Here is a 13,353-nt window from a genome sequence, read left to right as displayed (position 1 = left end):
GTCCGTGACCGCTCACGAACGGCTTCCAGAGCCGTCAGAAACGGCCTGGGCGCTACGCGGAGGAGCGGTCGATGCGCGGAGGTCGCGGCGGTGGCTCAGCCACAGGACGGCTGCCGCGTAGAGGGAGACCAGGGGGACGTCGACGGCCAGCATCATCCAGTTCATGTCGGCGGCCGTCTCGTCGGTTTCGAGGCCGCCTGCGATCGCCGACAGCATGCCCATGGGGAGGAGGTTGTTGAGGACGTGCAGTGCGATCGCCGCTTCGAGTCCGCCCGTGCGGATGGTCAGCAGGCCCGTGATGAGGCCGAACACCACCAGGTCGGCGAACCCCCACGGGGTCCCCCAGCCGTGCGCGGCGGCGAAGAGCACCGCCTGAGGTGTGACCGCGATCCACGGTGAGCGACACCAGGCTCCGACGGCCTGCGCCAGCCAGCCGCGGAACACGTACTCCTCGGCCGCGGCCTGGAACGGCACCAGCATGCATACGGCCGCGAGGCCGAGCAGGAACGGCGACAGGCCGGCCCACGTCGGTTCCGGCGAGCTGCCCGCAGGTTCGGGCAGAAGCATGGAGATGCCCAGGGTGGCCGCGGCCACGGGCAGGGCCACCGCGAGGCACATCCCCAGCCGACGCCACCGCAGCGCGCCCGCCACCGACGAGACCGTCCCCAGCGGGCGGCCCTGGACCCATCGCGCGGCCAGCGCCACCACCGGAATGGTGAGGGCGAGGGACAGCAGCGCCAGGGCGGTGTCGCCGATGCCGCCCCAGAGAAGGTTGCCGTCGGCGTCGCGGGGACGGTCGAGGACCGCACCGGCGATCTCGCTGCCGACGAGCACCGCCACCGTGACGAGGACCGCTCCGACCAGCACCACGCCGGTCCCCAGCAGCGGTCGCCACCACCGGTGATCGCCGGTCGCCAGGGCCAGCCGGTGGTACGGGAGCGGCTCCGCAGGCGGTGTGGCGGCCGGGTACCGGGGTAGGCCCGGAAACTGGTGCGGCCCGTCGGTGGTGTGCGTCGTCATGTGACGAGCATCCCGGCGGTGGACGGCCGTGACGTCAGCCGTGGGGACGATCAATGTCTCCGACCCGGGGCAGACGCCGTCCCGGCAGCGGCCGTGGCCGGTTCACCCGCCGGCGTGTTCGGCGAGCGTGTGCGCCACGAGCGCGTTGGCGTGGCCGTGGCCGAGGCCGTGTTCGTTCTCGAGCCAGGAGACGAGTTCCATGTGCTTGGTGAGGGGCGAGGCCCGGGTCAGGTCCGTCCACTCCCCTATCGGACGGCCGTACTTCTTCTCGATCGAAGGGAATTGACTTGCTCCTCGGGCTGAAGCCCGAGGATTCCGGCCTTCTCGTCCGTTGTTGTGCCGCTACGCGGCACAGGTTTCGGGCGGGAATCCGCGGCTTCCTGTTTCTTCGCGCTGTGCCGGGACGAGTCCCGGTCTGACCGGCGCTCCGCAGGCTGATACCGCCAGTCCGGCGGCTTTCTTGACGTTGATCGCGGCCTTGTGGCCCCGGTCGTGGAGGGTGCCGCAGGCGGTGCAGGTCCATTCCCTGACGTTAAGGGGCTTGGGTCCGTCTTTGATACCGCCGCCGAGCAGGTCTGGGAGGTCGGCTCGAACCGGCCGATCTTCACCAGGGTCCGCCCGTACCGAGCGGCCTTGTACTCCAGCATGTGGACGACTGCCGACCATCCGGCATCGTGGACACTCTTGGCCAGCTTGCCGCGCGCGAGTCCTTTGAATCCCGGTAGCCGGCGGGGCCCTTCACAGGTGCCGTCATGTCGGTCGCGTCCTTTCCCTCGGCCGGCCGAACGGCCAGCCGGACGACGCACGTCGGCGTGTGTTGTCGGTCATGACCGGCGCGGGGCCGCGGATGTCATCGGCCTCCAGAAGTGATCCGGGTCACTCGGCCACGGAGCCCGCAGCGCCTGCTCGACGGGCGAGGCGGGTCCTGCACGGTCGTACGGCTACTTGAGCTCGTCGTCGGTGTAGAGGTCGCTCGCGGCCAGGACGTACTCGTAGTTGCTCTTGTCGACGCTGATCGGCTGCAGCAGGTAGGCGGGCACGGCCTTGACGCCGTTCTTGTACGCCCGTCTGTTGTTCAGCTCCGGTGTCTCGCCGTTGAGGATGTCGTCGGCCATGTTCGCGGCGACCTCGGCGAGTTGGCGGAGGTCCTTGAAGACGGTCTGCGACTGCTCACCCGCGATGATCGACTTCACCGAGGCCAGTTCGGCGTCCTGGCCGGTGATGACCGGGAGGGGCTTGCCGGCGGTGCCGTAGCCGACCGCCTTCAGCGCGGTCAGGACGCCGATGGAGATGCCGTCGTACGGCGACAGGACCGCGTCGACCTGCTTGCTCCCGTACGACTCGGCGAGGACCCCGGTCATGCGCTTCTGCGCGGTGGGCCCGTCCCAGCGGAGAGTGGTGATCTGGTCGAGCTCGGTCTGGCCGGACGGGACGACCAACTGCTTGTTGTCCAGGTACGGCTGCAGCAGGTGCATCGCGCCGTCGAAGAAGAACTTGGTGTTGTTGTCGTCGGGAGAGCCGGCGAACAGTTCGATGTTGAACGGGCCCTTGCCGTCCTCCAGGCCGAGCTTCTCGATGATGTGGCGGGCCTGGAGCCGGCCGACCTGCTCGTTGTCGAAGGAGACGTAGTAGTCGACGTTCTTGGAGCCGAGGATGAGTCGGTCGTAGGAGATCACGGGAATGTCCGCGGCGGCGGCCTGTTCGAGCGCGCCGTTCAGCGACTTGTTGTCGATGGCCGCGACGATCAGTGCGTCGACGCCCTGCTTGATCAGTTTCTGGATCTGCGAGACCTGGGTCCGCGGGTTGTCCTCGCCGTAGAGCAGCTCGGTCTTGTACCCCTTGGCCTGGAGGTCCTCGACAACGCTCTTGCCGTCGGTGAGCCAGCGCTCGGAGGCCCGGGTCGGCATGGCGATGCCGATGGTGCCGCGTTCGGGGGTGCTCTCGCTGGTCTGGCCGCCACAGGCGGACACCGTGAGGGCGAGGGAGACCGCTCCGGCGAGGGCGGCAAGGGCGGCTCTTCGGTTGGGCATGGTGATCGTTCCCTGTTCTTGTCGTCGTCGAGACGGACCGAACGTCAGGTGGAGCGGTGCGAGCCGCGGAGGATCCGTTCCGCGACCCCGTGAATCCGTCCTGCGACCTCGCGGCACCGCACGGCGACCTCATGGGTCCGCACGGCGGCGTCATGGGTCCGCACATGGTTCGCCGAGGTCGTCGGCGGGCCTGGTGCACGCGCCTCAGCGGTGCCGAGCGGCCGACGGACCTCGCTGGGATCATCGCGAATCAGGTCGCCCGGCACGTCGCTCAAGCCGGTGCCCCAACGCCTGGGCGTCCCGGGTCCCGTCGGCTGCCGCGATCCCGCTGTCGGTGTGCACCTGGGCATGGGTCAGGCTGCGCCACGGCGTTCCGGCCACGTGTGTGCTGACTCCGTTGCTACGCAGGGCACTCGCCTTTCCCGTCGTTCGAAATCTCGTCACATGATCGGAAGGTTGGCGAGACTGGCGAGACGATAGGAGCGGATGTGCAAGGTGTCAACGGAACGCACACAAACGGCTCCAGAAAGCCGCCAGAAATCCCTTTCTCCGAGCCCTTGTTGTCCGATTCTGTTCGAGATTTCGTCCGTCGGGAACCCTGCCGGTCAGGGTGCGAACCGCTGGTGGCCTACGACGGAGAGCAGTTGCGGCTTGGGCCTGTTGTGACGTCCATGCCGGGGCGGGTGGTCAGGACGACGAGGAGCTGGGCCCGGTTCTCTCGGACCCGCGGTCCGGGAGTTCGGCGACGACGCGGGCGACTCCGGGGGTGTCGCCGCCGGAGGCCGGCGCGCCCCGCAGACGTGCTCCGTAGACGTGCCACCCGGGTGCGGGCGTCGTCCTCGTGGTCCTCCTGGGGGCGGTACAGGCGCTCGGCCGGGTCCGTGAGCCAGGGGTTGGAACTGCTCGCCAAGGAGTGCGCACAAGGCCGAATGAGCTCGATCGTGTGATCGTCCGTTTGCGGGCTTGCGGTGCCCTCGGCTGATCGGGCTAACGCGATCGTACGACCTGGGACACCGGGTACGGCGTCAACGTGCGGGGCCCCTGCTCCACCAGAGGATGGTTCAGGGCCTCCCCGTCGCCCTCTGGCCGTAACCACATGGCCAGGTCGCTCAGGGAACTGGCCTCCCGGGCCCGGACCACGCACAGGATGCGTGTCACCACCCGGGGTCGAGAACGCCGGGGACCAGCTCGCCCAGGACCGCTCGGGGCGCGCGGCCGAACGGACTCACCCCCGCTCAGTCCACAGGAACGGTAGTGGGCGCGATGCGGGCGATCCCGGTGTGCCGAGTCCGGTTCGCCCAGCAGCGCGGTGGCGCGCGTGCCCAGGTGACGCAAGGCGGCGCGTCGACGAACCGCCTTCCACAGCCGATGTGTTGCCGTGTCACGGCGGTGCCACAGCGATGTCCTGAAGGGAAGACGGGCGTGACCTGCGGGTGCCGAGGCTCCTCATAGTCGGCACAGAGCGGGAACCGGCGGGAGCATCGCCGGCCCCTGCTGCCCCCGCCCCGGAAGGAACCTCCCGTGATCAACCGCCACCTGCGCAAGGCCGTCGTCGTCACCGCCGCGATCACCGCCGGACTGCTGATGACGGCGTGCCAGAACGGCGCCGACGGCAGCTCGTCCGGCAAGGGCGGTACGGATGCGGCCGCGGTCGCGGAGAAGGCGTCGGATTCCAAGAGCACGAAGGGCGTCAGCGGCTCCTTCAAGAACGGGAAGGTCGCCTATCTCGCGCCGGGCAAGTACATCGTGTCCGTGCCGGGCAAGGACGACCAGCAGTTCTGGGTCGCCGACGACACCGAGGTCTACGGCGTCGGCACGATATGCGGCGAGGCGGGGTCCAAGGTGGACGCGCCGTGCACGCTGGATCAGCTGGAGTCGGCCGTCAAGAAGGCCGCCGTGAGCGCCGACGTGGAGATGAAGAACGGTGTCGCGACCCTGGTGACCGAGCGGCGTGCCACTCAGCAGGGCAGCGGCTCCGGGTCCGGGTCCGGCAGCGGCTCCGACAGTGACTCCGGCTCCGGCTCGGGCAGTGGTTCCGACTCCGACTCCCGCGAGACCGTCATCGAGGGCGTCGACAAGGGCAAGGGTGTCGACGGAACCTGGTTCGGCAACGTCTCCTACCTGGCGCCGGGCAAGTACACGGTCTCCGACATGAAGGGCGTCGAGCAGCAGTTCCTCCTCGCCGAGGACACCGAGATCTGGGGCTACGGCGACATCTGCGGCGACACGAACACCGACGAGGGCGGCCAGGGCGGCACCGAGTGCACCGAGACCGAGCTGGAGGCGGCCGCCAAGAAGGGCTTCAGCGCCGAGGTCGTGATCAGCAACGGCATCGCGACCACCATCCGCGACGACCACTGAGCCAGGACGGCCCGAGCGGCGGCCCGGTCGCCATGCGGGGGCCGGGGGTGGCGGGGGTGGCGGGGGTGGCGAGGACGCCGTCGGCGGGATGATGGTCGTCATGCGCATCCGCATCGACGCCGTCGACCTGCCCGGCCTCACCCGTCCCGCCTCCGCCGACGGCCGAGTCCCCGGGTACGGCAACCTCCACGTCGCCGTACAACGCCGCGACCGCCCGGCCGAACTCCTCGAACCACAGCCCGGCGACGCACCGTCCGCGACCTGGACCCTGGAGTGCACCACGAGCACCTCGCCGACCGGCATCGAGGTCAAGGGCCCCTACGTGCAGGACCGTCTGGGCCGGCGGTTCGTCTACCTGTCCTGGGGCACGGTCGACGAGTCGGGCACCTTCACGATGTTCCGCCGCGCCAAGCTCATGCTCGACCGCGTCCCCGCCGACGTACTCGCCGCCGCCGCACGCGACGGGCTGCTGGTCGGACGCCTCGGCCTGACCGACGCGCAGGGCGGGCCCCTGTGTGCCCGCGTCGAGCCCCCGCACATCACCTGGACCGCCGAGCGCGTCGGGTAGCTCAGGAACACCGCGTCTGCGCGGATCAATATCTGTATCCGTGAAGTGAGAAATAGGTGGGGTGCGCGACGAGTATTCCTCGACCGTCGACCGGAGCGGAATTATCGATCACTCGGGGCCGATCCCGCCGTGCTAATGTCGTTACCAGTTGCAGGTGTGGTTGCCAGAAGGTTCATTTTCCGACGGGTTAATCAGCACGGCGACGCGGAATCCGCACACGGCGAATTCCGTACCTCGTCTCCGAAGGAGAATTGACATGGCTACTGGCACCGTGAAGTGGTTCAACGCGGAAAAGGGCTTCGGCTTCATCGAGCAGGACGGCGGCGGCCCCGACGTCTTCGCCCACTACTCGAACATCGCCACCCAGGGCTTCCGCGAGCTGCAGGAAGGCCAGAAGGTGTCCTTCGACATCGCGCAGGGCCAGAAGGGCCCGACGGCCGAGAACATCGTTCCCGCCTGACGCTCGCCGCAACGCATACTTGACAGCTGGGGCCCGCACCTTGAGGTGCGGGCCCCAGTTTTTTGCATTGCAGGACGCGTGTTGGGACGCCCCCACCACACCACCGGACGGTGACACACCCCCCGTCAATTTCGGCAGTCATGTCAATCCGAGTCGGCAGCCGCCATTCTCCGGGCCGTTCTCTCGATTCTCCGCACAGTTCATTTTCGCGGCGGAAATTCCCTATGCCGCGCGCCTACGCACCCACATGCCCACGCCGCATGCCCGCGCGCCCGCACCGCATGCCCGCACCGCGCGGCCGTACGCCCGCGCCCGGCGAAGCCCGACACCCGGACCTCGCCCGCCCCGGCCGGTCGGGAGTCGGTCGCCCGGCCGGCCCGGTCGGCCCGGCCGGCCCGGTCGGCCCGGCCGGCGGCGACCGGACCGCCGTCCGTGACTGGCCTCACCTCACCCGTTACCCCTGGTCACAGGCTATCTATGCCCCCAGAAGACTGAAATCTGCTTTTGACACAGTAGACATTGGGCGCCAACGCGGTTAGCCTTTGACTCGTTGAGAAGGATTGGCGACCCGGCAGACACGAACTGGCGGGGTCGCAGTACATGACAAGGACGGAGGAGCAGACGCCATCAGGATCGCCCGGCCCGAGATGCACTCGGCCCGGGTACCGCAAGACCCCGGATTGGAAGGTGGTCCCCGGTCAGGCAGCCGCGATCCCCGCACCCCCCTTCTGCAGGGCTGGTAGCGGAAACAGAAGGTCGGCAGAGCACAAGAGCCGACAGATGGTGTTGAATTTCCTTCGGGGCCTTGGTGCCGTACGGCGCCAGGGCCCCTCGACGCGTTGTACAACGAGGTGACATGACAGCAGATATCCCCCTCAGTAATCGTCTGGACGACGACGACTACCCCGCCTACACGATGGGGCGCGCCGCCGAGATGCTCGGCGCCACCCCGGCGTTCCTCCGAGCCATCGGTGAGGCTCGTCTGATCACTCCGCTGCGCTCGGAGGGCGGACACCGCCGGTACTCCCGCTACCAGCTGCGGATCGCCGCGCGCGCCCGCGAGCTCGTCGACAGGGGCACCCCGATCGATGCCGCCTGCCGCATCGTCATCCTTGAGGACCAGCTCGAGGAAGCTCAGCGCATCAACGCCGAGTACCGCCGCCGTGCCGGGCACGAGGCGCCCGACAGCTCCGTGGCCGGTTCCGGCTGAAGGTCACGGCCGGTAGGCGGCGCGGTTGTGGTAGGTGACCTTTCCGGCGGGCAGCTTGGCCGGGGCGAAGAGCTGGTCGACGGTCACGAAGTGGAAGCCTCGGGCCTTGAGGGCCTTGATGATGCCAGGCACCGCGTCGACCGTCGTCTTGTGTATGTCGTGCATGAGGACGATGTCGCCCGGCCTGGTCTCCGCGTTGACGTACTTGACGAGCCGCGCGGAGTCTCGGTACTTCCAGTCGAGGGTGTCGACGCTCCAGTGCACCAGCGGACGCCCGGCCGCCGAGCGGACAGCCGCGTTGTGGGCGCCGTACGGGGCGCGGACGGTGGTGGGCTTCTTGCCTGTCGCCTGCTTGATCACCGTGTCCGTGCGGGAGAACTGTGACTTGATCTTCGTGGCGCTGAGCTTGGTCAGATCGGCGTGGTCCCAGCTGTGGTTGCCTATCTGATGGTCGGCGAGCGCCGCGGCGCGCACCGTCGACGGGTTCTTCTGGACGTTCGTGCCGACCGCGTAGAAGGTCGCTCTGACGTCACGGTCCTTCAGTATGCCCAGCAGCCGCTGGGTGTCCTTGACCGGCCCGTCGTCGAAGGTGAGGGCGACACACTTCACCTTGCGGCAGTCGACGGCCTGGGGAGCGGCGGAGGCGGACGTGGCGGTGCCGGCCAGTGTGGTGCCGCAAAGCGCGGCGGTGACGGCCGAGATGACGAGGCGTCGTTGCATTGGATCCTCCGGTGGCGGTGAACTTCCCGTGCGAGCAGCGGACTTGTCTGTAAGACGCACTCGACGTGGGCTGGGATGTACGCCAGGCGGAGCGGAATCGGGTCAGCTTTCGGCAGTACGGCGCGCCGGCCGTGCGAGACGAGCCCGCGCGGGCCGTGCAGGCGTTTCCCGCGGCGCACTCGTGGTCCGCGCACCGGCCTGCCGTGGCCCTGTGCGACGTCGCCGCCACGGACGCCGTAGCCGGTCGGGAAGCAGCCCTCGGGGCGCTGGAGTTCGGCGTGTCCGGACGCCCGGTCCCGGCCCGGGACGACGGACCGCTCGCCGACGACCACCTAGTGCCCGGCGGCCGGGTCCCCCCACGGCCCGGCGGACACCTCGGAGTACGGGCCCCCTGTTGCCGGTGTGGCTCAGGCCGAGGACGTGCCGGCCAAGGACTGCGAGCGCGAATTCAGTACGCGCGCGCCCTCAGCGGCCGTGCGGCTGAGTGCGCCTCGGACCGTCGAACCGCTTCATGCGCTCCAGGAGTGCGCCCGTGTCCGGCTGCCGGAGGTCACCGACGACGTGGCCGTCGACGAGGAAGACGACCCGGTCCGCACAGGCCGCGGCGGCCGAGGCGTGCGTGACCATGACGTTGGTCTGCCCCATGGCGTGGCCCAAGTGCCCGAGCAGGGAGAGAACTTCGGCGCCCGCGCGAGTGTCGAGGTCGCCCGTCGGCTCGTCCGCCCGTCGGCTCGTCGGCTCGTCGGCTCGTCGGCTCGTCGGCGAACAGGATCTCCGGGCGCCCCGCCAACTCACGGGCGCAAACGCGGCGACGCGTTGCTGCTGGCCTCCGGAGAGTTCCGCCGGCCTGTGGGTGAGCCGGTCCGTGAGGTCGAGTGCGGTGACGACCTGGTCCAGCCACCGAACCGCTCACGTCACGTGAGGAAGAAGTGGCCCGGCTCGTGGCGGAAGGGCGGAAGGGCTGAGCAACTCCCAGATCGGTGCGGAGCTGTTCATCACGGCAGGCACGGTCAAGACCCAAACCACGTGGGCATCGCCGCTGGACTGGGAGTCCGGCTTGACGGCTCGGACACAGGTTCCGCCGCCACGGAGGAGGGCCCGGGTCTGGCGAACGGCCGATACCGCCGGGTCCCTGCCCCACGACACCATGGGCATCAGGCCGATACCCACAGGAAGCCACGTTTCGGACGGTACAACTGCCGCCCGTCACACGGGAGTCGGCCCTACATGAGCAGCGCGCCGCAGGAACAACGAGCGCGTCAGCACGAGGCCCCGTCCGTCCGTCCTCAGTTCGCCCGAGCCCATGCCCTCGATCTCCGGCACGGGCGCCCTCCACCGGATACCGGGCCCGAGGCGCGCGAGCAGTGCTCCGACTCCGTCCCGGCACATGGTGTCCCACAGCGCTTCCCGTGCTCCGTCCGGATGGGCGCCGATCCGCTCCCCATGCGGTGTCACGGCCGGCCCGGAGAAGTCCTGGACGGTGGCGAGAAGCTGAGCCTGAAAGGCGCCTCCCATCGTCTCCACGACACAAGAAGAGCGAGAGCGGCTGCGGGCAGCAGGGCCGGCGTCATGATCTTCTTCACGTCACCCCAACGCCCCCACGACCCCGGGCACCGGGCACCCCCAGGTCCCGCCCGCCCCACCGACTCGCACTGGACCGCTCCGGCCGCTTGACTACGCTGGATGAAAAGCACCCAAAGTTGAGTAAGATCGGGCAATTTTCCCAAAGAACCCTAAGGAACCGAAAATGGGTCTCGGTGTCGGCCTCTCGGCCGTGAAGCGAAGGTCCCTCAGCCGGGCGGGTGCGGCGGCCGTGGTCGCCGTCGGCCTGGTCCTGACCGGGGCGTGTGGCGACAGCGGGGGCAGCGAGGGCGGGGGCGGGGGCGGGGGTGACAGCCTCACCGTCGGCGTGCTGCTCCCGGGTGGCGGAGCCTCTCGCTTCGGACAGTTCGACCGGCCCCTGATCGAGAAGAAGCTGAAGGAGCTGTGCCCGGACTGCCCGGCGGCGAACGTCGCCGCCACGGCCGAGCCCGCGGTCCAGCGGCAGCAGCTCGACGCCATGATCACCCAGGGTGTGGACGTGCTGATCGTCGCCGCCGTCGACGCCAAGGCGCTGCGCTCGTCGGTCGAGGCCGCGGACCGGGCCGGTATCCCGGTCGTCGCCTATGACCGGCTCGCCCAGGGGCCCATCTCCGGTTACGTCACCTTCGACGGGGAGACCGTCGGCAGGCTGCAGGGCGAGGCGCTCCTCAAGGCCATGGGCGACAAGGCGGACGGCGGCCAGATCGTCATGATGAACGGCGCCACGACCGATCCCAACGCCGGCTGGTACAAGCGCGGCGCGCTCTCCGTCCTGGAGGACAAGGTGCGGATCGGCAAGTCGTACGACACCGTCGGATGGCGGCCGGAGAACGCCTACGTCAACATGAGCGGCGCCATCTCCGCCCTGGGCGCGGACAACATCGACGGGGTCCTGGCCGCCAACGACAGCCTCGCCGGCGCCGTGGTCTCCGCCCTCAACGCCAGCGCGGTGCGGCCGCTGCCCCCGATCACCGGACAGGACGCCGACCTCGCGGCCGTGCAGCGCATCGTCCAGGGCAGCCAGTACATGACCATCTACAAGCCGTTCAAGCCCGCGGCCGACGCCGCCGTCGAGATGGCGGTCGCCCTGGGGCGCGACGAGAGCGTCGACTCCATCGCCACCGGCACCGTCGACAGCCCCACCGACAAGGACATCCCGGCGGTCCTGCTCCCGTCGGTCTCGGTGACGGCCGGCAACATCGAGGAGACTCTGGTCAAGGACGGTATGTACACCATCGACCAGATCTGCACCCCGAAGCTCCGGCCCGCCTGCGACAAGGCCGGACTCACCCCATGATCGCCCCATGAGCCTCATCCGGGAGGTGTCCCCGTGGTTCAGCCTCTGCTGGCGTTGCGCGGTGTGTCCAAACGCTTCGCCGCCGTCCAGGCGCTGGTGGACGTCGAACTGGAGATCAGGGCCGGTGAGGTGGTCGCCCTGGTGGGCGACAACGCCGCCGGGAAGTCCACCCTGGTCAAGGTGATCTCGGGGGTCGGTCCCGCCGACAGGGGCGTCATCGAGTGGGAGGGCGCCGCGGTACAGATCCGGCGGCCCCAGGACGCCCAGCTCCTCGGGATCGCGGCCGTCTACCAGGACCTCGCGATGTGCGGAAACCTCGACGTCGTCGGCAACCTCTTCCTCGGCCGGGAGATCCACCGGTTCGGCGTCCTCGACGAGGTGGAGATGGAGCGCCGGACCCGTGAGCTGCTGCGCACCCTCTCCATCCGCATCCCCGACGTCCGCGTACCGCTCGCCACCCTGTCCGGCGGACAGCGCCAGGTCGTCGCGATCACCCGCTCGTTCGTCAGCGCGCCCAGACTCCTCCTGCTCGACGAGCCCACCGCCTCCCTGGGCCTGGAACAGACCAACCAGCTCCTCGACCTCATCGAGGAACTGCGCGACCGGGGCACCGGGGTCCTCCTCATCAGCCACAACATGGGGGACATCAAGGCCGTCGCCGACCGGATCGCCGTCCTGCGCCTCGGCCGCAACAACGGCTTCTTCAACGTGAGCACCACCTCGCAGGAGCAGATCATCTCCTCCATCACCGGCGCGGTGGACAACGCCGCCAACCACCGCCCCACCGACCCGGAGGAGACGTGGCCGTGAGGTGGAGGGGGAGGAGAGAAAGGGGCAAGGGCGAGGAGACGGGGAGTCCGCAGGCGGACGGAGACCGGTGGTACGGCGAGCGTGCCCGCGCGTACGCCCATGCCGTGCGCCGCAGAGTGCACGAAGCCGAGCTGGGCCCGGCGCCGGCCCTCCTCGCTCTCGCCGTGACCTGGATCGTCTTCCAGAGCCTCAACGAGAACTTCCTCTCGCCGCGCAACCTGTCCGTCCTCAGCGTGGAGATCGTGGGGACCGGCATGGTCGCCGTCGGCGTCGTCTTCGTGCTGCTGATCGGCGAGATCGACCTGTCGGTGGGCTCGCTGGCCGGCCTCTCCGGCGCCATGTTCGCGGCGCTGAACGTGAACCACGGCATGCCGGAGGGGCTCGCCGTGCTCGTCGCGGTTTCCTGCGGCGCGGCGGCCGGAGCCGTCCACGGGTTCATCTTCACCCGGATCGGCGTGCCCGCGTTCGTCGTCACCCTCGCGGGTCTGCTGGCCTGGAACGGCCTGATGCTCTATCTGCTGGGGCCGGAGAGCTCCATCGGCTTCAGCGACGACGGGCTGGTCGCCGAGCTGACCAGCCGCTCCTTCGGCTCCCCCGCCGTCACCTACGGCCTGGCGGCGCTCGGCCCGGCCGCGTACCTCCTTCTGTGCCTCCGCGACCGAGGACGCCGCGCCGCCGCCGGGATGCCGTACCGGGCGAGGGGCGGCATCTGGGTGCGTACGGCCCTGCTCGCGGTGGTCGCCTTCGCCACGGTCTACGTACTGGACCGGTTCGAGGGGCTGCCGCTGGCGCTACTGATCTTCCTCGGCGTCATCGTCGCCTCGGACCTCTTCCTGCGCCGCACGGTGTACGGCCGGCAGGTCCTCGCGCTGGGCAGCGGTGTGGAGGCGGCCCGGCGGTCCGGCGTCGACGTGGCGCGCGTACGGATCGCGGTGTTCGTGGTGTCGGGGACCCTCGCCGCGGTCGGCGGTCTGTTCGTCGCGTCGCGGCTCACCTCGGCGACCCAGGTACCGGGCTCCGGGATGCTGCTGATCAACGCGATCGCCGCCGCCGTCATCGGGGGCACCAGCCTGTTCGGCGGCCGCGGCTCGACCTGGTCCGCGCTGCTGGGCGTGCTCATCATCCAGTCGATCGCCTCCGGCATGGCGCTGCTGGGGGTCCAGCCCGCGGTCCAGTTCATGATCACCGGTGGGGTGCTGCTCGTCGCGGTGGTCTTCGACTCACTGGCCCGCCGCGCGGCGGAGTCCCGGGGGCGGGCCTGACAGCGCGCGTCCGTGAATCTGTCGGCCCGACATG

General features: G+C 69.5%; 13 protein-coding genes and 2 pseudogenes. 7 read left to right on the top strand and 8 right to left on the bottom strand.

Going from position 1 to position 13,353, the window contains the following annotated elements:
• Positions 1–12 precede the first annotated feature (12 nt).
• The 5 genes and pseudogenes from OG858_RS24515 to OG858_RS48200 form a co-directional block, all read right to left on the bottom strand.
• Positions 13–1,020 (bottom strand): CPBP family intramembrane glutamic endopeptidase, encoded by a 1,008-nt coding sequence (locus OG858_RS24515; RefSeq protein ID WP_086748428.1) that lies wholly within the window; start codon positions 1,018–1,020, stop codon positions 13–15.
• A 102-nt stretch (positions 1,021–1,122) separates the two neighbouring features.
• Complete coding sequence (locus tag OG858_RS24510) at positions 1,123–1,293, bottom strand: DUF4287 domain-containing protein (RefSeq protein ID WP_086748429.1); 171 nt, start codon at positions 1,291–1,293, stop codon at positions 1,123–1,125.
• A gap of 69 nt (positions 1,294–1,362) precedes the next feature.
• A pseudogene (locus OG858_RS24505) lies at positions 1,363–1,730 on the bottom strand (zinc ribbon domain-containing protein); the annotation flags it as partial.
• Between the two features lie 231 nt (positions 1,731–1,961).
• Entirely contained in the window at positions 1,962–3,050 is a 1,089-nt protein-coding gene (gene chvE, locus OG858_RS24500) for a multiple monosaccharide ABC transporter substrate-binding protein (RefSeq protein ID WP_086748430.1), read from the bottom strand.
• Positions 3,051–3,329: 279 nt separating this feature from the next.
• Positions 3,330–3,458 (bottom strand): annotated as a pseudogene (locus tag OG858_RS48200) (mandelate racemase/muconate lactonizing enzyme family protein); the annotation flags it as partial.
• A gap of 1,113 nt (positions 3,459–4,571) precedes the next feature.
• Between OG858_RS48200 and OG858_RS24495 the strand changes: the two are divergent.
• From OG858_RS24495 to OG858_RS24480, 4 genes are all read left to right on the top strand, one after another.
• Positions 4,572–5,411: a hypothetical protein gene (locus tag OG858_RS24495; protein WP_319068755.1), complete on the top strand. Its 840-nt coding sequence runs from the start codon at positions 4,572–4,574 to the stop codon at positions 5,409–5,411.
• 100 nt (positions 5,412–5,511) lie between these two features.
• The gene (locus tag OG858_RS24490; protein ID WP_319068753.1) at positions 5,512–5,979 is read left to right on the top strand and encodes a DUF5990 family protein; all 468 of its coding nucleotides are present in this window, start codon (positions 5,512–5,514) and stop codon (positions 5,977–5,979) included.
• Positions 5,980–6,235: 256 nt separating this feature from the next.
• Positions 6,236–6,439, top strand: coding sequence for a cold-shock protein (locus tag OG858_RS24485; RefSeq protein WP_030600152.1), 204 nt, complete (start codon positions 6,236–6,238; stop codon positions 6,437–6,439).
• Between the two features lie 856 nt (positions 6,440–7,295).
• Entirely contained in the window at positions 7,296–7,649 is a 354-nt protein-coding gene (locus OG858_RS24480) for a MerR family transcriptional regulator (protein WP_086749612.1), read from the top strand.
• A gap of 3 nt (positions 7,650–7,652) precedes the next feature.
• Here OG858_RS24480 and OG858_RS24475 read toward each other — a convergent pair whose 3' ends face one another.
• From OG858_RS24475 to OG858_RS24465, 3 genes are all read right to left on the bottom strand, one after another.
• Positions 7,653–8,369: a polysaccharide deacetylase family protein gene (locus OG858_RS24475; protein WP_319068750.1), complete on the bottom strand. Its 717-nt coding sequence runs from the start codon at positions 8,367–8,369 to the stop codon at positions 7,653–7,655.
• Between the two features lie 465 nt (positions 8,370–8,834).
• A complete protein-coding gene (locus OG858_RS24470) occupies positions 8,835–9,164 on the bottom strand; it encodes a hypothetical protein (protein ID WP_330346568.1) in 330 nt (109 codons plus the stop codon).
• A gap of 411 nt (positions 9,165–9,575) precedes the next feature.
• Positions 9,576–9,893 carry a hypothetical protein gene (locus OG858_RS24465; protein WP_328544451.1) on the bottom strand — a complete coding sequence of 106 codons (318 nt, stop codon included), beginning with the start codon at positions 9,891–9,893 and terminating at the stop codon, positions 9,576–9,578.
• Between the two features lie 223 nt (positions 9,894–10,116).
• Between OG858_RS24465 and OG858_RS24460 the strand changes: the two genes are divergently transcribed.
• The 3 genes from OG858_RS24460 to OG858_RS24450 are packed head-to-tail and all read left to right on the top strand — an operon-like array spanning position 10,117 to position 13,319.
• Positions 10,117–11,247 (top strand): sugar ABC transporter substrate-binding protein, encoded by a 1,131-nt coding sequence (locus OG858_RS24460; RefSeq protein WP_319068749.1) that lies wholly within the window; start codon positions 10,117–10,119, stop codon positions 11,245–11,247.
• A 33-nt stretch (positions 11,248–11,280) separates the two neighbouring features.
• On the top strand, positions 11,281–12,057 hold the full coding sequence (locus OG858_RS24455) for an ATP-binding cassette domain-containing protein (protein WP_234440984.1): 777 nt from the start codon (positions 11,281–11,283) through the stop codon (positions 12,055–12,057).
• A complete protein-coding gene (locus OG858_RS24450; protein ID WP_373420817.1) occupies positions 12,048–13,319 on the top strand; it encodes a sugar ABC transporter permease in 1,272 nt (423 codons plus the stop codon). Before OG858_RS24455 ends, OG858_RS24450 begins: the two co-directional genes overlap by 10 nt.
• Positions 13,320–13,353: the final 34 nt, after the last annotated feature.

Source organism: Streptomyces europaeiscabiei (assembly GCF_036346855.1).
Taxonomy (GTDB): Bacteria; Actinomycetota; Actinomycetes; order Streptomycetales; family Streptomycetaceae; genus Streptomyces; species Streptomyces europaeiscabiei.
Note: the sequence above shows the minus strand (reverse complement) of the source record. Positions and strands in the feature narration are given on the sequence as shown.

Coding starts and splice junctions, on each gene's coding strand:
- OG858_RS24480 (WP_086749612.1), top strand. CDS start 7,296: ATGACAGCAGATATCCCCCTCAGTAATCGTCTGGACGACGACGACTAC.
- OG858_RS24485 (WP_030600152.1), top strand. CDS start 6,236: ATGGCTACTGGCACCGTGAAGTGGTTCAACGCGGAAAAGGGCTTCGGC.
- chvE (WP_086748430.1), bottom strand. CDS start 3,050: ATGCCCAACCGAAGAGCCGCCCTTGCCGCCCTCGCCGGAGCGGTCTCC.
- OG858_RS24460 (WP_319068749.1), top strand. CDS start 10,117: ATGGGTCTCGGTGTCGGCCTCTCGGCCGTGAAGCGAAGGTCCCTCAGC.
- OG858_RS24475 (WP_319068750.1), bottom strand. CDS start 8,369: ATGCAACGACGCCTCGTCATCTCGGCCGTCACCGCCGCGCTTTGCGGC.
- OG858_RS24515 (WP_086748428.1), bottom strand. CDS start 1,020: ATGACGACGCACACCACCGACGGGCCGCACCAGTTTCCGGGCCTACCC.
- OG858_RS24490 (WP_319068753.1), top strand. CDS start 5,512: ATGCGCATCCGCATCGACGCCGTCGACCTGCCCGGCCTCACCCGTCCC.